General features: G+C 35.9%; 17 protein-coding genes. 12 read left to right on the plus strand and 5 right to left on the minus strand.

Translation table 11 applies throughout. The features are described 5' to 3' along the window. The first annotated feature begins 184 nt into the window (after window positions 1-184). The 6 genes from MT390_RS06265 (at window position 185) to MT390_RS06290 (ending at window position 7,414) form a co-directional block, all read left to right on the plus strand. Window positions 185-1,375 (plus strand): site-2 protease family protein, encoded by a 1,191-nt coding sequence (locus MT390_RS06265; protein WP_499440180.1) that lies wholly within the window; start codon window positions 185-187, stop codon window positions 1,373-1,375. Between the two features lie 202 nt (window positions 1,376-1,577). Further along, complete coding sequence (cysD, locus tag MT390_RS06270) at window positions 1,578-2,486, plus strand: sulfate adenylyltransferase subunit CysD (RefSeq protein WP_166369186.1); 909 nt, start codon at window positions 1,578-1,580, stop codon at window positions 2,484-2,486. A gap of 46 nt (window positions 2,487-2,532) precedes the next feature. Beyond that, on the plus strand, window positions 2,533-3,942 hold the full coding sequence (gene cysN / locus MT390_RS06275) for a sulfate adenylyltransferase subunit CysN (protein ID WP_166369188.1): 1,410 nt from the start codon (window positions 2,533-2,535) through the stop codon (window positions 3,940-3,942). Between the two features lie 67 nt (window positions 3,943-4,009). Next, complete coding sequence (locus MT390_RS06280; RefSeq protein WP_499440182.1) at window positions 4,010-5,737, plus strand: SLC13 family permease; 1,728 nt, start codon at window positions 4,010-4,012, stop codon at window positions 5,735-5,737. Between the two features lie 85 nt (window positions 5,738-5,822). Then, entirely contained in the window at window positions 5,823-6,455 is a 633-nt protein-coding gene (gene cysC / locus MT390_RS06285) for an adenylyl-sulfate kinase (RefSeq protein WP_166369192.1), read from the plus strand. Beyond that, window positions 6,455-7,414 (plus strand): DHH family phosphoesterase, encoded by a 960-nt coding sequence (locus MT390_RS06290; RefSeq protein WP_499440184.1) that lies wholly within the window; start codon window positions 6,455-6,457, stop codon window positions 7,412-7,414. The genes cysC and MT390_RS06290 overlap by 1 nt, the downstream gene beginning before the upstream one ends. A 186-nt stretch (window positions 7,415-7,600) precedes the next feature. Here MT390_RS06290 and MT390_RS06295 read toward each other — a convergent pair whose 3' ends face one another. The 3 genes from MT390_RS06295 to MT390_RS06305 all read right to left on the minus strand — a co-directional run bounded on the left by MT390_RS06295 (window position 7,601) and on the right by MT390_RS06305 (window position 10,399). Next, on the minus strand, window positions 7,601-8,122 hold the full coding sequence (locus tag MT390_RS06295) for a class I SAM-dependent methyltransferase (RefSeq protein ID WP_499440185.1): 522 nt from the start codon (window positions 8,120-8,122) through the stop codon (window positions 7,601-7,603). 96 nt (window positions 8,123-8,218) lie between these two features. After that, window positions 8,219-9,631, minus strand: a complete 1,413-nt coding sequence (gene radA / locus MT390_RS06300) for a DNA repair protein RadA (RefSeq protein ID WP_499440187.1) — start codon at window positions 9,629-9,631, stop codon at window positions 8,219-8,221. A 105-nt stretch (window positions 9,632-9,736) separates the two neighbouring features. Next, window positions 9,737-10,399 carry a regulatory protein RecX gene (locus tag MT390_RS06305; RefSeq protein ID WP_166369200.1) on the minus strand — a complete coding sequence of 221 codons (663 nt, stop codon included), beginning with the start codon at window positions 10,397-10,399 and terminating at the stop codon, window positions 9,737-9,739. Window positions 10,400-10,597: 198 nt separating this feature from the next. On the opposite strand from MT390_RS06305, the gene MT390_RS06310 reads away from it, so the two are divergent. Further along, window positions 10,598-11,257 (plus strand): 7-cyano-7-deazaguanine/7-aminomethyl-7-deazaguanine transporter, encoded by a 660-nt coding sequence (locus MT390_RS06310; protein ID WP_499440189.1) that lies wholly within the window; start codon window positions 10,598-10,600, stop codon window positions 11,255-11,257. A 219-nt stretch (window positions 11,258-11,476) separates the two neighbouring features. On the opposite strand, the gene MT390_RS06315 is transcribed toward MT390_RS06310, so the two are convergent. Both MT390_RS06315 and MT390_RS06320 read right to left on the minus strand, forming a co-directional pair. Beyond that, the gene (locus tag MT390_RS06315; RefSeq protein WP_499440191.1) at window positions 11,477-12,214 is read right to left on the minus strand and encodes a hypothetical protein; all 738 of its coding nucleotides are present in this window, start codon (window positions 12,212-12,214) and stop codon (window positions 11,477-11,479) included. Window positions 12,215-12,262: 48 nt separating this feature from the next. After that, a complete protein-coding gene (locus tag MT390_RS06320) occupies window positions 12,263-12,538 on the minus strand; it encodes a DUF2960 domain-containing protein (protein WP_037070683.1) in 276 nt (91 codons plus the stop codon). Window positions 12,539-12,787: 249 nt separating this feature from the next. Here MT390_RS06320 and MT390_RS06325 point away from each other — a divergent pair, with 249 nt between their 5' ends. The 5 genes from MT390_RS06325 (at window position 12,788) to MT390_RS06345 (ending at window position 17,548) form a co-directional block, all read left to right on the plus strand. After that, the gene (locus MT390_RS06325) at window positions 12,788-14,512 is read left to right on the plus strand and encodes an AMP-binding protein (RefSeq protein ID WP_499440193.1); all 1,725 of its coding nucleotides are present in this window, start codon (window positions 12,788-12,790) and stop codon (window positions 14,510-14,512) included. Between the two features lie 312 nt (window positions 14,513-14,824). After that, window positions 14,825-14,962, plus strand: coding sequence for a DUF3149 domain-containing protein (locus MT390_RS06330; RefSeq protein WP_166369210.1), 138 nt, complete (start codon window positions 14,825-14,827; stop codon window positions 14,960-14,962). 414 nt (window positions 14,963-15,376) lie between these two features. Continuing rightward, the gene (gene ppiC, locus MT390_RS06335) at window positions 15,377-15,655 is read left to right on the plus strand and encodes a peptidylprolyl isomerase PpiC (protein ID WP_166369212.1); all 279 of its coding nucleotides are present in this window, start codon (window positions 15,377-15,379) and stop codon (window positions 15,653-15,655) included. Window positions 15,656-16,117: 462 nt separating this feature from the next. Beyond that, a complete protein-coding gene (locus tag MT390_RS06340) occupies window positions 16,118-17,005 on the plus strand; it encodes a J domain-containing protein (RefSeq protein ID WP_166369214.1) in 888 nt (295 codons plus the stop codon). Between the two features lie 123 nt (window positions 17,006-17,128). Next, window positions 17,129-17,548 carry a methyltransferase family protein gene (locus MT390_RS06345; protein WP_166369216.1) on the plus strand — a complete coding sequence of 140 codons (420 nt, stop codon included), beginning with the start codon at window positions 17,129-17,131 and terminating at the stop codon, window positions 17,546-17,548. The last annotated feature ends 92 nt before the right edge of the window (window positions 17,549-17,640 follow it).

Raw genomic sequence — 17,640 nt, forward strand, 5'->3', positions numbered from 1 at the left:
CTCTTATCATGAAATGGTGGAACTAAAAACGCTTAGTATACGGGTTAAGTTAATAATTGATAGTGACAAATAGTGACGATTTTTTGCCTTTATAGCTTGTGTATTTTTACCCAATGAAGATGAACGCCTATAGGTTGTTGTTTTTATTTCTGGCATAATCGCGCTGACTTTAAAAGGAAAAATAATGGAATTATTGCAATTAACACATTTTGGAAAAACATTAAGACTCGAAGCATCGATGGCAGGGTGGCAACAATTGTATTGGGGCGAACAAATTGTTTCGCAAATTAGTGCTAGTGAATTTGCACAGGGCAAACGTTCACACCAATTTGAAATGCGTCAGCATAGAGCTACTAAAGAAACAACACAAGACCAGTTGTCTTTGGATAAGGCAAGCCCAAATGACGAGATATTCGATGCTGCCCAATCAGACAATGAATCAGACCAATCTAGTGTGCGTATTATTACCTGCCAGTTAGATGTTGACGTTGTTTGGCAGCCTTTTTTAGTAAGTTATTCGTTTTATGTTGATCAACAGCTTGTGGCCCAAGCTTCGCGTAATGAAAAAGATATTGAACAACAAACTCCGGTTAAAGTGGTTGCCGACCCGAAAAAGTTAAGCCTGATAGGAATAGGCTCTTTAGCACTGAAATTATTTAAGAGTGCAAAACTGATTAAAGTCGTGCTCGCTGGCGCAAGTATCGCGGCATACAGTTGGTTCTTTTCTTTTCAATTCGCAGCTGCATTGATCGCCTGTTTAGTGTTTCATGAGTACGGGCACATACGAGCAATGCAATACTTTGGAATGAAAACAAAAGGTATCTATTTAATCCCTTTTGTTGGCGGACTTGCGGTTTCCGATGAAAAAATTAATACCCGCTGGCAAGATGTGGTGATATCTATTATGGGGCCAACTTTTGGCCTGATCATGTCGATTGTTTGTGTGATCATCTACTGGCTAACGGATAGTACGTTTTTTGCAGGGCTGGCGGCATTTAATGCACTTTTGAACCTATTTAATTTACTACCTATTTTACCGTTAGATGGTGGACATATTTTAAAAAGCATTAGTTTTTCAATGAATAGCAAAGTGGGGTTATTAGCCTGTGTTGTAGGCGCTGCTGCCGGTGTTTTCATTAGTTACGCATTGGGGTTAGCTTTATTAGGTTTTATGCTTTTGATCGGGAGTGTGGAAATCATCTTTGAATGGAGAGCAAGGTTTAACAGTCATTTATTACCTTTAGACCGTTATGGTCAGATCTTTTCAACCGCTTGGTATTTACTGACCGTAGCTGGATTAGTGGGTATTATTTTTTACTTTGCAAAAACGGGTGACCAATTATTATCCTTACCGTTAATGATATTAGGTAGCTAACTGTTTTACAAAACACAATCTTTTTTAAATCGTATATGCTATTACCTGCAATGAAAAACTAAAATAGTTTCAATAAATTGCATAATTTTTTACTCTTATAACTATTTTCTATATTCTATTTGAATTTATTACTGCATATTTATAGAATAACTCTGCATAATAGCTTCAATTATTTATATCCTGTGACTTTGTAAGGAAACACATGAACAATAAAAGACTAACTCACCTTAAGGCTCTTGAGGCTGAATCAATTCAAATTATGCGTGAAGTAGCCGCTGAATTTGATAACCCGGTTATGTTATATTCGATTGGTAAAGATTCATCTGTTTTATTACACCTTGCGCGTAAAGCATTCTACCCAGGCAAAATCCCTTTTCCTCTATTACATGTTGATACAGATTGGAAATTCAAAGAAATGATTGAATTTCGTGATAATCTTTCAAAAAAATATGATTTCGATTTATTAGTTCATAAAAATCCTGAAGGCATTGCGATGGGTATGGGACCATTTACTCATGGTTCTGCAAAGCACACTGATGTGATGAAAACACAAGGTCTTAAGCAAGCACTAGACCATTATGGTTTTGATGCCGCCTTTGGCGGCGCTCGTCGTGATGAAGAGAAGTCTCGTGCCAAAGAACGTGTTTATTCTTTCCGTGACAAGAAACATCGTTGGGATCCTAAAAATCAACGTCCAGAATTATGGAATATTTATAACTCTAAAGTAGACCGTGGTGAAAGTATTCGTGTTTTCCCTCTTTCTAACTGGACTGAGCTTGATATTTGGCAATACATCTACCAAGAACAAATTGAAATGGTGCCTTTGTATTTCTCTGCACCGCGTCCTGTTGTTGAACGTGATGGTTCTTTAATTATGGTGGATGATGAGCGTATGCCACTTGAAGAAGGTGAAGTACCTCAGATGAAAAATGTGCGCTTCCGTACATTAGGATGTTACCCATTAACGGGTGCAATCGAATCTGAAGCGAAAACATTACCAGAAATCATTCAAGAGATGCTGTTAACAACAACATCTGAGCGTCAAGGGCGAGTAATCGATAACGATTCTGCTGGTTCGATGGAAAAGAAAAAAATGGAAGGTTACTTTTAGGCCATTGCTTAAATAACCCTGTCCTATAAAGAGTTAAGGAAAAAAAATGACTAACGATACAAATCTAATCGCATCGGACATCGAAGAATACTTACGCGTTCATGAGAACAAAGACATGATGCGCTTTATTACTTGTGGCAGCGTAGATGACGGTAAATCAACATTAATTGGCCGTTTATTATATGACAGCAAGATGATCTTTGAAGATCACATGGCTGCCATTGAAAAAGATTCTAAAAAATTCAATACCACTGACAATACTTTTGACCTAGCGTTATTAGTAGACGGTTTACAATCAGAGCGAGAGCAAGGTATTACCATTGATGTTGCATACCGTTACTTTGCAACCGAACAACGCAAATTCATTATTGCAGATACACCTGGACATGAACAATATACGCGTAACATGGCGACTGGTGCATCTACTTGTGACTTAGCGATTATTCTGATTGATGCGCGCCACGGTGTGCAAGTTCAAACACGTCGTCATTCTTACATTTGTTCTTTATTGGGTATTAAGCATGTTGTTATTGCTATCAATAAAATGGATGCAGTGGATTACGATCAGGAAGTATACAAAAAAATCAAAGCGGATTACCGCGAGTTTGCTAAGCAATTAAATATTACAGATGTTCGTTTTGTACCTATTTCAGCACTTAAAGGTGACAATGTAGTAAACCAAAGTGAAAATATGCCTTGGTATCCAGGCTCTCCATTATTACGTTTACTTAATACAGTTGAAATTAGCAGCAATGCAAATGATCAATTCCGTTTAGGTGTGCAATATGTAAATCGTCCAAACTTAGATTTCCGTGGTTTTGCAGGTACCATTGCGTCAGGTGAAATCCGTATTGGTGATACGATTGAAGCACTTCCTTCAGGTAAACAAAGCAAAGTAAAAGAGATTGTTACGTTTGACGGTAACTTAGATGTTGCTTACCAAGGTATGGCGATTACGCTAACACTTGAAGATGAAATTGATATCAGCCGTGGTGACATGATTGTTCGTCCACATGAAAAGCCTCAGTCGACTAAAACTTTTGAAGCAGATGTTGTTTGGATGGATGAAACGTCACTAAAAGTGGACCGTGAATACATCATTAAAGTAGGTAGTAATGCGACGGTTGGTTGTGCTACTTCAATTAATTATCAAACAGATGTTAATACGATTGAGCAGAAGCCTACTACACAATTGGCTTTAAATGAAATTGGTAGCTGTAATTTTGAAGTTGCAAAAGAAGTTCAATTTGATGCTTACTCAGAAAACAGAGCAACGGGTGCATTCATCATTATTGACCGTTTAACCAATGGTACTGTTGGTGCTGGTATGATTAAACGACCACTTGACGCTAAAGTTTCTCCTAAAACTGCTTACAGTGATTTTGAAGTCGAATTCAATACCCTCGTTCGTAAGCATTTCCCGCATTGGGAAGCAAAAGATATCCTGAAAGGGTAACACACTAGAAAGTGTTCAGTTGACAGTTTACCCTGACTTCTGAACACGCCTCATTGATGGCGTATTCATGACATTCCAATCTTATTTTGTACTTGCCGTTTTCATTTTTACCATCATCGGTTTAATTAAATTTCAACAACGCCCAAGTTTAGTGTTTGGTGTGGCATTGTTATCTCTCTTCTCCACGCAAATGGTCAGCACAGACCAAGTTATTAAAAGTCTCTCCAATCAAGGTTTACTGACATTAATATTATTAATGTTATGTTCTATTGCCCTTGAAAAAACTCGATTATTACGTTTAGTTGCCATGAAGGTGATTCGACCCAATTACAGTGCAACATGGTTACGTTTATTTAGTTTTACCGTTGTATCATCTGCCTTTCTTAACAACACTGCCGTTGTATCAACCATGCTAGCACCCATTCGCAACAACCCTAATCATTCCGCCAGTAAGTTATTAATACCACTATCTTATGCAGCTATTCTAGGGGGGACTTTAACGTTAGTAGGTACCTCAACCAACTTGATTGTTAATAGTTTAGTCTTAGATGCTAATTTACCTTCACTTGGTTTTTTTGATTTTACATTGGTAGGGTTAGCACTGGTTATTACTTGTGGGATTACGCTATATTTTTGCCGTTCACTGTTACCTAATCACAAAATAAAAAGCAGTAAAGCCCAGTCTTACTTTATTGAAGCAAAGGTTAGCCCTGAGTCTAGTTTGGTCGGTAAAAGTATTGATCAAAATGGATTACGTCATTTACAGTCTTTATTCCTAGTCGAAATAATGCGTGGGGATTCACAGCTAACGGCCATCACTCCCAATGAAGTGATACAGGCTAATGATAAATTAATTTTCAGTGGCGATATATCGAAAGTGAGTCAATTACGTTTATTTGATGGTTTATCTATTTTTGCCGAAAATAGTGGCTTACCATTAGGGAATTTACGAGAAGTCGTTGTTCGTTCTGAAAGTATTTTAAATGGTAACACCTTAAAATCAGTCGGCTTCCGTTCTTTGTTTGATGCCGCGGTTGTGGCCATCAAACGAGATGGTGAAAAAGTATCTGGTAAAATCGGTAAACTAAAAATTAAACCTGGTGATTTTTTAGTTTTAGCGGTGGGTGAAGATTTTAAGTCTCGTCGAAATATCCGTAAAAACTTTATACTCCTGTCAGACGTAGAGTTAGATTCTCGTTTGTCGGGTAAAAAAGAAATATTAGCGATTGTAGGGTTTATTGTTGCTATTGCTTTAGCTGCGATGGGTATTCTTCCTTTGTTTAAAACCGTATTATTACTACTTGGTGTTTTATTGCTCTGTGGATGTGTAACAACCAATGAGTTACTAAGGCGTTTTCCAACTGACATTTGGTTGATCATATCTTCTGCTATTGTATTGTCATATGCACTACAAAACAGTGGTGTGATCGAAGTATTTAATCAAGTGATGAGTGAAAATTCGTACTTATTTAGTCCGTTAGTAGCTTTAATTGTTGTTTATGCGCTGACATTATTGCTAACTGAATTAGTGACCAACAACGCAGCTGCAGCATTAATTTTCCCAATTGCTTATGGCCTTGCTACTAGTATTGACGCGAATCCGATTGCCTTTATTATGGCAGTTGCTTTTGGAGCGAGTGCTAGCTTTATTAGCCCTTATGGATATCAAACTAATTTAATGGTATTTAACGCCGGACAATATAAGCTGAATGATTTTATCAAGATAGGTGTGCCTGTTAGCATTGTTTACAGCATCACCTGTGTGACTGCCATTGTGTTTGTATTTGGCTTGTAATTATTTTAAAAACTTACTCATTTATTTTCAGCATCTCTAAATAAGATATAAGACTGAAGTTTAAAAACATTAAGAGAGAATTAATATGAACAACCCCTATATAGAAAAAGATGTTGATGGCGAAAAATCATCGGATGTAGTTTGGCATCAAGCAAGCGTCTCTCATCAAGATCATTGTCACTTAAATGGCCATAAAGCCGCAGTGTTGTGGTTTACCGGGTTAAGTGGATCAGGCAAGTCAACAGTTGCTAATGCAGTGGATTTGATGTTGTTTCAGCATCAAGCTAAAACTTACGTATTAGATGGTGATAATGTACGCCATGGTTTGAATGGCGACCTGGGTTTTTCAGATAAAGATCGCGTGGAAAATATCCGCCGAGTAGGTGAAGTTGCTACGTTATTTGCTGATGCGGGGTTATTAGTGTCAACGGCTTTTATTTCACCCTTTGTTGCCGACCGCGAAATGGTTCGTTCACAGTTACCTGAAGGTCAGTTTATTGAAGTGTTTATCGATACTCCATTAGCGGTGTGTGAGTCACGTGACCCAAAAGGTTTATATAAAAAAGCACGTGCAGGTGAGATAAAAAACTTCACGGGTATTGATAGTGCCTATGAAAAACCCGTTAATCCTGAAATACATGTGCAAACTGATCAAAAATCTATACAAGCCTGCGCTCAACAAGTAATTGATTACTTGAAAGAAAATGAGTATTTATAATGCATTATGATGTCTTTAATGGTGATGCAGATGGCATTATATCTTTAATTCAATTGCGCCTTAGTAATCCTATACCCGCAACCTTGGTGACCGGTGTTAAAAGGGATATTCAATTATTGAAAAAGATTGAAATAGCAGCACAGGATACTGTCACAGTGTTGGATATTTCAATGGAGAAGAATAGTGCCTCTTTAATTGAAATGTTAAATAAAGGGCATGATGTGTTTTATGCGGATCATCACCGTTGCGGTGATATTCCTGGCAATAAAAACTTAACTGCCCTAATAGATCTCGATGCAAATACTTGTACTGCTTTGATAATTGATCAGCATTTACAGGGGCAATTCCATAGTTGGGCTATTTGCGCAGCCTACGGAGATAACTTAATTGCTAAAGCAGATCAGCTTGCAATAGCTGCAGGTTATGGTCAACAGCAAAGAGCACAATTACAAGAGTTAGGTACGTTAATTAATTATAATGGTTATGGTAGCCAGTTATTGGATCTGCATTATGATCCTGCTGAGTTATACCGTTTGCTGTTAAATTACTCCTCTCCCTTTGATGTGATAGCTGATCCAAACTCACCATTTTCCAAGCTGCAATCTGCTTACCAAGAAGATCTTGATAAGGCATTAGCGATTTCATCGCAATACAGCTCAGCATTATTAAGTATTTTTGAATTACCAGACCAAGCTTGGTCTCGCCGAATTAGTGGTGTTTTCGGTAATTTATTAGCCAATCAACAACCTGATAGTGCCTTTGCCGTATTAACTGAGAACTCAGACAAAAATTATCTCGTTTCACTTAGAGCGCCGCTTAATAATAAACAAGGTGCTGGTGATATTTGTAGTCAATTTGAAACTGGAGGGGGTCGGGCTGCCGCTGCGGGTATTAATAATTTATCGAGAAATGAGTTATCACGGTTTATTGAATTAGTAGAGTTGCAGTATAAAAGTTAATGCGATAAAGCGTTTATATAAGTGCTAGCTATAAAAACCATGTATAAAAAACCTAGCTGTACAAGCTACTACCTGATAAAGCATAGGTAGTAGCAGACAAGTCTATGCCCGACTGTTTATGCTTTTTAGCTATTTTAATTTTTAGTAATTTCAATTGATAACTATTAATTTACTTTTATGAAAGTATTAAGGTTTCCGACAAACAATCTGTGCAATCGCTCGGTCAGGATTGTGCTTGATGCCTTCAAAATAAAATAATATTTCCCAATCTTTAAAAAGTGATTTGAGTTCACCTTCTTTTAATAAAAATTGGTCGCTATTTGGACGCCCAAACTGTTTGTTTTGTTTAGTGAATGTTTCATAAATGACAAAACCACCGGGTTTAACTGATTTTTTTAGCGCATCAAATAATGGTCGATGTAAGTACCTAAAAACTATCACACCTTGCAATTGCATTTTACTGAGTTTGATTGCATCAATTTGTGTTTCAGATTCAAAGTCAGCACACCAAACATTACTCTGTTCGACATTTTTATGTGTAACTATATGATCTAGATACACTTGTTGAATATCGGCAAACAACATATCAATGTTATGTTGCTTTAAAGCTAGACCATTTTGGCCTTTACCACAGGCTAAATCGAGCACTTGTCCTTGCTCAGGTTTGAAAAGATGTTGATGGTCTTGTAATAATTGCGCACTTACCATTATTTAACCTTACTTGGCGTTAATATATTTTGTTTGATAGATCTTATTTGATTTACTTCATTGTCATTTACTTTATCGTCATTTACATAGGATAAATCACTGTAATGCTTCAATAAGTTCTTTTACGTTTTTAAGTGCTATGATTTTTTGGTCACCTTTAACAAACTGTTGCATTGATGCATGATAGGCAACTGAGGGAATGAATATTTGTTTTTTACCATGGCTTAAGGCTTCTCGTACGCGCGGTACAATTTGTGGAATTTGACGTAATTCACCGGTTAAGGCTAATTCACCAATAAACACTGCATCGCTAGGTAAGGGTTTAGAGTTAATAGAGCTGAGTAACGCAGCAGTCACCGCCATATCCGTTGATGTTTCTGAATCAGCCATTTTTAAACCACCCACTAAACTGATATTAATATCGTAATAGGTGGGAATGCCGCCGTGTTTTTTTAATACGGCGGTAATTAATGATAAACGACTGTAGGAAACACCAATACAGTTACGAATAGATTTTTCACCTTCAACTTCAGTCGCTAATGCTTGAATTTCGATTAATAAATTTCGAGCGCCATCTTTAATCACTGAGATAGCAGAACCTTCAAAATGTTCTTCACTACCTGATAAAAATAAACGACTTGGATTATCAACGGAGCGCATACCTTTTTCAGTCATTTGAAAAATACCTACTTGCTCGGTATCACCAAAACGGTTTTTATCTGCACGTAAAATACGCACTGATGCATCATTAACTTCAATATGTATGGCAGTGTCGATAATATGTTTAAGCGTTTGTGGTCCAGCCATTTGTGAGTTCTTGTTCACCTGGCCAACTAAAATTAATGTTATGCCGTGCTGCTTACACAATCGGTTTAATATTTTTGCACAGGTTTTAACTTGTGTTACGCCGCCAGCTGAACCATCAACAGAACTAGATTCAAATGCTTGGATTGAATCGGCAATTAAGAATTTAACGTTATTTTCGATACATTGATTAACAATATCTTCAATACTATCGGTATCTGATAATAAAAAATTATCTTCATTAAAATTTAAGTTTAAACGTTCGATACCGCGTTTTGCCCATTGGCTTAAACTTTCTTCTGCGGTGACATATAAAGTGGACATAGTTTGTGACATAACTGATGCCACTTTAGTGAGTAGGGTGGTTTTGCCTGAACCCGGATCACCGCTGATCAATACCACTGAACCTAATGTAATACCATCACCTAATACACGGTCTAATTCACTTAAACCAGTAGAAACACGTTGTGCATTTTCTACTTGTACCGATGAAATTCGCTTTACACCATTGGTGGTTACACCCGCGTATCCACCTGCTTGGCTACGATTGATAGCTGCATTAACAGATTTAGTGGTACTTGATGCTTCACGGAATTCAGTGATCGTGTTCCAAGCTTTACATTCCCCACATTGACCTTGCCATTTGGTATAGTCTGCTCCACAGTCACTACATACATATGAAATTTTTGTTTTTGCTTTTGCCATTATAGGTTCCGTATTTTAAAGCTGGTGTTGTTAATAAATAGTCAGTGTTTGAAGTCGCTATTCTTTTAAAGTCTGTCGTTCATATAAAGTTTGCTTAGATAAGTATTATTCATCTAACGCTATATTTTCATTAAATAATTTAATCGCTTGGTTTGATTTAGCGTAGTCATAACCATGAGAAGTTAAATGACGTAGCGCTTTACTCTTTTGCTTTTGATCGTCGATAGATACTCTGAATTTTTTAGAAAGTAATAAACATGCTTCGTCAAGATCGTTAAAGCTAGGCGTTGGAAAGTTTTCATTATGTGATTCAATGGCTAATGCAATATCACTAAAATTATGACCTTTGGCCTGTAAAAATCCCATCGCTTTTTGCTTTAGATGCTGAGTGACAATTGCCTCATTATATTTGTTGTCTAATAGTTGTTGCGCAGCATCAATATAATTAAACACATTTTCATCAAGCGTTTGTTTAATCAAACGTTCACTGATCCCTTTCTGTTTTAAGTCTTGTTTAATGCGTGTTTCACCATAACCTTTATTGCGAGAGCTACGTAAAAAAGATTCAGTAAAACGTTGATCATCAAGATAATTATAATCTAAGCATTCATTAATGACTGCATCAATCCAGTCTTGATTGTCGGTTTTACGTTGTAATTTTTTTAATAACTCAGCTTGGCTATGATCTCGACGGGATAGATGCCAAAAAGCACTACGACGTACGCCTTCAATATCCTTTGCTATCTTAATGGGTTTATTAGCAAACATAATTGACTCACTTAAGTGTGTTTATATACAGTATAACGTTGTTGTGTGGAAAATTATACGCGCTTGTTTAGATGACATAAAATCAATGCCATCAAAGGACTTGTATTGCCAAAAGATCCCCCTATAATATGCGACCCCATTTGGGATAAATAATAAGCGGGTTCCCTCACCCCGTTGTCATATATAAAAAGGTACAATATGTTATCACTTTCAAACACGCAAATTCGCCGTGCTATTACGCTATTGGTTGGATTTCACATCATTATAGTTTGTGCTAGTAATTACCTAGTTCAGCTACCTTTTACTTTATTCGGTTGGCATACAACTTGGGGCGCATTTAGTTTCCCTTTTGTATATTTAGCAACAGATTTAACAGTAAGAATCTTTGGTCAGAAAGATGCTCGTCGCATCATTTTTAAAGCAATGTTACCCGCATTGATAGTGTCCTACGTGATCGGTGTTTTATTCCATCAAGGCGTATTTCAAGGTATGGACGCACTGGCTGAATATAATAGCTTTGTATTGAGGATTGCAGGGGCAAGTTTTGCTGCGTATCTTTTTGGACAGCTTTTAGATATTAAGGTATTTGCAAATCTGCGTTTAACTAAAAGCTGGTGGGTTGCACCTACTGCATCAACTTTATTAGGTAACCTACTTGATACCCTAGTCTTCTTCTCACTCGCCTTCTATGCATCAACGGACAGCTTCATGGCTGAAAATTGGCCTGAGATTGCAATGGTGGATTATGGGTTTAAACTATTAGTTAGTTTGTGTTTATTCCTACCTGCCTATGGTGTGCTATTAAAAATATTAGAGAAGCGGATCATCAAATTACCTGCACAATCAGCCATTGCATAAAAATCGTTAAGGTTTAGCAAGGTTTTACTCTGAATTTAGTTATAGATTCAGAGTAAAACATCAGAGGTTCAAAGGGAGAGCCTCTTGATGTTTATACTCACTCTATTTTTCTACTTTACTGAAAGACGTAATAAATCCACTATTCAATCAAGAGACTATTTAATTAAGCCCCTATTTAACTTAGCCTCTATTCAACTAGGTCGCTATCTAAATATGCTCTTAAGCAGAATATCTATTTTCTAGTTCTTGCCAATCTTCATCTAACCAACTATCTGGTTTTGGCCAATGTTCTGGTGGTAATGTTAGAGCGAAGTGTTTGATATCACTTAATCGCTCACCTTCAAAAATATTATCGAGTACTAATAATGACTGAGGTGCAGTAATAATCGTTATGTTATCGCTTGGTTTTAGCAAAGTACTAGGATCAATTTGATCCTGTTGACTTTGATAGTCATAAATAACTCTGATCAGATTGGCTTTACAATTAATATCAGGGCTTTGTGTATCTGAGTTTGATTGTAATAATAAAAAATACAGCAACCCGCCATGTTCTGGTTCTTTAAAACATTTAACTGCCATCACTTGAAATGATTCTTTGCACACTTGTTGTGCTTTTATATCTGCATTTACTAATGTATATAAACTATCTGATTCAGCTAACCACTTTCTCGTTGAATTAATAGCAAAGATGGCAGCTAATACGATGGCGGTTGGGAATATAAAGGCTGCATACTGGCTACTTATTCCGATATCCAAAGGACTAAAACTAGCCAGTAATAAGCTAGATACGAACCAAAGGATACAAAAAGCAGCGAGAGAAAATACCCAAAACACTGCTGTATTTAATGCGGCTTTCAAGTAACGCTTTTGTGGAACGGGTAAAGTACTGAGAATGTCAGTTAATTGCTTGTGCTCGTGTGTTGATATTTTTTGTAGTGTTTTATTTTGCGTTAGCACGTAACTTCTTCCGTGAAAGGAGAGAGGCTTTGATCGCCTCTCTTGAATTTATTTATTGTCTTTATTGTTTTTTTTATCTTTTGTTTCATCACGTACAAACTTGATCTCAGAAAAACCCATACGTTCAAATTCATTTGCACGATAATTTTTCATTATTCCTTGGCCACGCGAGCTCATTTCTAGCTGTTTTTCCATTGCCCAAAATGATTTTAAATCAACACCTTCTGCCGCTGCAACCGCTTCAAAAATATCAAAGTGTTGGCTAAAAGAAAATGAGATTGTTTTTTTGGTGCCTTGGTAAAAATAGGTGACTTGACGTGCCATAGAATTGTTCCAATAAATAAAAAATGAAGATTTTAGCACAGCTTGAAGTGTTGCTATAACTACCTTTTTCGATTTAATCAAATTACTTTTTTTAATAAATTTGAGCTAAGACTCTGAAAAGCCGTTAATAACCCGTATTTTTGTCATTTTGTATTAATTTATTGGTGTAAAATTAAAGTAACAATAAAATTAATTATCCAGAGAAGGGGTGTGCTAAAAAACACATTTCTTTCAACTTAAAGGTCAACTATGTCGCTTAACCTCTCACACAATAACTTAATGTCTTTAGCTGATTATACTTTTAAAAAGTATGCATCGAACACCTTTGTGACAAATGTAGGAGAAGAAGGATTCACCTATCAGCAAGCAGGAGAAAAAGTTATTCAACTGCAAGCAATGTTCAAAGATTTAGGGATAAAACAAGGCGATAAGGTAGCGATATGCAGTGAAAATATGCCACATTGGGGCATAGTTTACCTCGCAATAACTGCAATGGGAGTTATTGCTGTTCCTATTTTGCCAGATTTTCATAGTAATGAAATTCATCACATTATTAAACATTCGCAGGTGCAAGCTATTTTTGTTTCAAACAAAATATGTACACGTCTTAATGAAGATGACTTTAGTTCTAGTCTTTCTTATGTTTTTTCACTAGAAACATTAGATATATTGGAGGATAAAACGCCTAAGCATTCAGATTTGTTTATTAAAGGCGCAGAAACTATTGCGCAGATGAAAGATAAAGCCATACAGTTTGCAAAGCAGAAAAAGCTCTTAAAAATGAGTGAAATTGATAATTCGTTAACCATCAATCCAAACGATGTTGCAGTTATCATTTACACTTCAGGCACAACCGGACAATCAAAAGGTGTGATGTTAAGTCATTACAATTTAATGGCGCAGTTGTATCAAGCTAATACCTTAGCGGATATTATTGAAACAGATCGATTTTTATCGATATTGCCATTAGCGCATACTTTTGAATGTTCAGTTGGACTTTTAGTACCTTTTGCAAACGGCGCTTCGGTACATTACATCAACAAAGTACCTTCACCAAAGATCATCTTGGCGGCAATGCAGCAAGTTAAACCAACATGTATGTTGAGTGTGCCATTAGTCATTGAAAAAATTTATAAAAGCAAAGTTATCGCCGAAATCAATAAGAGTAAAGTAACAAAATTTATGTATGAAAATATTAGCTTTGTACGTAAACAATTAAATAAAATTGCCGGTAAAAAATTGATGCAAAGCTTTGGCGGAGAAATTAAATTCTTTGGTATTGGTGGTGCTAAGTTATCAAAGTTTGTTGAACAATTTCTCTTAGAAGCTAATTTCCCTTATGCGATAGGTTACGGTTTGACTGAAACTGCGCCTATTATCGCTGGGGCCATTCCAGGTAAAACTCGCATCGGCACAACCGGCGTTTTTGCTCCAGAAATAGAATATCGCTTTGCAAAACAAAACGAGCAGGATCGAGATGGCGAATTACATGTGCGCGGACCTAATGTGATGCTCGGGTATTATAAAGAGAAGGAGCGTACTGAAGAGGTGTTAGATAGCGAAGGATGGTTTAATACGGGAGATCTAGGTTATGTTGATGATATGGGCATTTTAACTATTAGCGGGCGTAGTAAAAATGTGATTATCGGTGCGAGTGGTGAAAATATTTACCCTGAATCGGTTGAGTCTGTGATTGAACAGCATCCTTTAGTTATTGATTCGATGGTCTACGAAGTAGATAAAAAGTTAGTGGCGAAAATTTATATTGATTATGACCTGTTCGATGAACAGCATAATTTAAAAACACAAAGTGATTTTGATTTACATAAAGATATTGTGTCTTTATTGGAAAGCATTAGAAATGAGGCAAATGAAAGCTTAGCTTCGTTTTCTAAAATCAGTTCAGTAGTTGAACAGGCTGAGCCTTTTATTAAAACACCGACAAAAAAAATTAAACGCTATTTACATATGTAACTTATTAGTAAGCTTATGATACTAAAGCAGAACAACCAGCTATCGTTAAAGTATTGAAAGAAGGGGCTGTTACCATTTTTGAAGATATTCAATGGAGCTTTATTAACAATAAAAAGCAGTATATTCAATTTGAACGGTATTCTGCTTAGATTACTTTTTGACTAAATAACCGTATAAAGTGAGGTGTATAGCATCTTCCTGAAGTAATTATTATAACAATCCTTAAACTGATTTAAATCAAAGTCTATTTTTAGCTTCTTAACTACATTAACTATCAAGACATTTAATTATTAGTTAATTTAGGAGGTAATAATGGATTTTTTCTCTATGTTGTTGAATGACCCTATTGTTGGTGCTGGCGTTGCGGTTATCGCAGGGACTTGTTTAATTGTGGGCTATATTGCTTATTATTTTATTAAAAACATCATTAAAGCAGGTCCTCGTGAATAGACTATTAGATGCCTAATATACTGTGATCTTGTTTAAAAGCTAAAGGTCATAGGTAAATATGTTGTTAAAGGTCATAGGCTGACAACAATTAAATTATATCGACTTGTGACTAGTTCAAATACTAAAGCGTATATGTAAGTTCATTACATTGCTGGTTATTCGTTAACCTCGCATCGTTAGCCCTGTAATATTTTTATAATGGGGCTACCTAGTCAGTCACAGCTAGTTAATAAATGTACCTTGAATTTTGATACCCGATCATAACATTTTCTTCTGTACTTTAATCTGCTTAGTATTTTTGAACAAACTGCTATAAAAAATATTTTGAAATAATCGTTTAACCTCAACATAAATGCATCCATTTCGATCTGATTTGCTATCATAGCGAAGTTTTAATAATCAGAGATAAATAACATGGCTAACACTGCATCCGCATTACATATTCTAGTAAAACACCAAGAGAAAGCTGAAGATATTCTTGCTCAATTAAAAAAAGGGGCAAAATTTCAGACTTTAGCAAAAAAATATTCAACCTGTCCTTCGGGTAAAAAAGGGGGAGATTTAGGTGAGTTTAAAAAAGGGCAAATGGTACCTGCTTTCGATAAAGTCTGTTTTAGTGCTGAATTGATCACTCCTCACTTAGTAAAAACAAAATTCGGCTGGCATATCATAAAGGTCTTATATCGAACCTGAATATTTGGATTTTGACTCGGTAAATAATAAGTGGGGTTATTAAACATTGCAGTACTCAATAACTCCATTAATTTTTATTAATATTAACGTTATTTTTAAATTTATTGATATTACTTTGGTGTTAATAAAGCAGTTAAAATATATGTTTTATATGCCTTTTATTTGTCTTCGCTCGGATATGAAAATATAGTCGCAAGTATAATATATCTCTTTATGAGTATTTTTTAAGGCCCGTATTGATTGATGTTTGCCACTAGATAAGCAATAGCGTTTGAAAAATCACATTATTCATTATTTTTTTAAGATATTGATTTGTTTTGTGGTTTTTTTTTTGATTTTCTTTAAAGTGGATGTCAGAATCTAGCCATTAAAGATGGAAGTTTATTATTAAATGGTTAAATAGATAACGTCATTTTAAGCGCATTAATTTCTTTTTTCCTAGTAGGTAAATACTTCATAAATATGAATAACCATGATATTTTAGGGACAAATGACTCTTGGTCACAAAAAGCAATTCGTAGGCAATTTAAGCTACTATCATTAAAAATTCACCCTGATAAATCGGGCACTAGTGAATTATTTAAAATAGTACATATAGCTTATAAAAATATCACCAGCGGGAAAGGTAATGAACATTTCGTTTATTTACCTTCTGAGGTGATTGTTGTTGATGAAGAAAAACTAGACGCAGAGTCTTTACGTATAAAAGTCCATCAGTTACTTGAAGACATCAAAATTAAAACAGATTGTTTAACAGAAGCCAATGCTGAAATCCGTAAACTAACTGCTGATTCTGATGTTGCTAAAGTCGCAAAGCAACTTAAGTTTGTATTAACAACGTTATTTATTGTGATGGTTTGTGGCTCGATCCTGCTAATGACATCATTAAATGAAGAAGAAGATTCAATCCTACCTACGCCTCGATTCTTTATTAGCTCAATGCCCGAAACATTACCGGTAAAACCTAAAATATTATTAAAGGCTAAAACTCGTAGCTGGAAGAATGTGCCAGGGTATTCTAAATCTAGTGACTTTGGTGAGTTTATTTTGATCACTGAGTTAGGCATTCCAACCTTGATGTTTCAAGTTGATAAGTCGCTTTATAATAACGAGCAAAGAGCTATGTTACGCAATGAAAAGCACGGTTCTTGTGAAGCTGCATTGAGCGTCAATAACTATCAACGTGTAGGGCTAATTAACCCCTTTGCAAGAGCAACGATAGATGAGAACTTTATTTTTTCTATTTGGTTATTTGATAGTGTTGATTTAGCCATGTTTAAAGACTTTGAAGTATTAACGCTAATATGTGATGACATAAAATACAGCGCTCATTTAAAACTCGCTAAATAATAGTTAATCGCTCGTAAGGTTATCATCTTTTGTTTTGCCTGATCTGTGAGTGGGCGACTGGCAGAATGTTTATTGGTTATTAACGGGTATAGCCTGTCTTTGCTATAGATTGAGGAAGCTGAAATGATTTATGTGGTTGCACAATTTATACTCTTGGCTTTTATTGCCTGGCCGATCGCAAGCTTAAAGCTATCGATGTTAGGATTACTGCTTATTTTGTGCGCTATGTTAATTGCACTTTCTGCTTTAATCACCAACCGTCCTGGAAACTTTAATGTTCGTCCAGATCCAAAATTAACTGGTACGTTAATCGTTCATGGGCCTTACCGATATATCCGTCATCCTATGTATACCTCACTATTTTTTGGTGGATTAGGAATACTGTGTTTTCAGTTTAGTGAATACAAACTGATCGCATGGTTACTATTGATTATTGTGCTGTGCCTTAAAGCCCGCTACGAAGAAAAAGCTTTATCTCTGCATCATCCTGAATATCCTGCTTATCAAAAAAAATCCAAGGCATTTATTCCTTGGATTTGGTGATTAGTAGGCAATGCTAATAGGCTATCTGTTTTTAAGTAACGAAAATCTAAGTTATTTTATAATTTCACCTTAACTTAATATAACTTCATCAA

Origin of the sequence: Vibrio sp. 2-Bac 85 (assembly GCF_037546705.1) — a bacterium.
GTDB lineage: Bacteria > Pseudomonadota > Gammaproteobacteria > Enterobacterales > Psychromonadaceae > Psychromonas.

Bases quoted from the DNA above. Each gene is read 5' to 3' on its own strand.
- MT390_RS06265 (WP_499440180.1), top strand. From the start codon at position 185: ATGGAATTATTGCAATTAACACATTTTGGAAAAACATTAAGACTCGAA.
- cysD (WP_166369186.1), top strand. From the start codon at position 1,578: ATGAACAATAAAAGACTAACTCACCTTAAGGCTCTTGAGGCTGAATCA.
- cysN (WP_166369188.1), top strand. From the start codon at position 2,533: ATGACTAACGATACAAATCTAATCGCATCGGACATCGAAGAATACTTA.
- MT390_RS06280 (WP_499440182.1), top strand. From the start codon at position 4,010: ATGACATTCCAATCTTATTTTGTACTTGCCGTTTTCATTTTTACCATC.
- cysC (WP_166369192.1), top strand. From the start codon at position 5,823: ATGAACAACCCCTATATAGAAAAAGATGTTGATGGCGAAAAATCATCG.
- MT390_RS06290 (WP_499440184.1), top strand. From the start codon at position 6,455: ATGCATTATGATGTCTTTAATGGTGATGCAGATGGCATTATATCTTTA.
- MT390_RS06295 (WP_499440185.1), bottom strand. From the start codon at position 8,122: ATGGTAAGTGCGCAATTATTACAAGACCATCAACATCTTTTCAAACCT.
- radA (WP_499440187.1), bottom strand. From the start codon at position 9,631: ATGGCAAAAGCAAAAACAAAAATTTCATATGTATGTAGTGACTGTGGA.
- MT390_RS06305 (WP_166369200.1), bottom strand. From the start codon at position 10,399: ATGTTTGCTAATAAACCCATTAAGATAGCAAAGGATATTGAAGGCGTA.
- MT390_RS06310 (WP_499440189.1), top strand. From the start codon at position 10,598: ATGTTATCACTTTCAAACACGCAAATTCGCCGTGCTATTACGCTATTG.
- MT390_RS06320 (WP_037070683.1), bottom strand. From the start codon at position 12,538: ATGGCACGTCAAGTCACCTATTTTTACCAAGGCACCAAAAAAACAATC.
- MT390_RS06325 (WP_499440193.1), top strand. From the start codon at position 12,788: ATGTCGCTTAACCTCTCACACAATAACTTAATGTCTTTAGCTGATTAT.
- MT390_RS06330 (WP_166369210.1), top strand. From the start codon at position 14,825: ATGGATTTTTTCTCTATGTTGTTGAATGACCCTATTGTTGGTGCTGGC.
- ppiC (WP_166369212.1), top strand. From the start codon at position 15,377: ATGGCTAACACTGCATCCGCATTACATATTCTAGTAAAACACCAAGAG.
- MT390_RS06340 (WP_166369214.1), top strand. From the start codon at position 16,118: ATGAATAACCATGATATTTTAGGGACAAATGACTCTTGGTCACAAAAA.
- MT390_RS06345 (WP_166369216.1), top strand. From the start codon at position 17,129: ATGATTTATGTGGTTGCACAATTTATACTCTTGGCTTTTATTGCCTGG.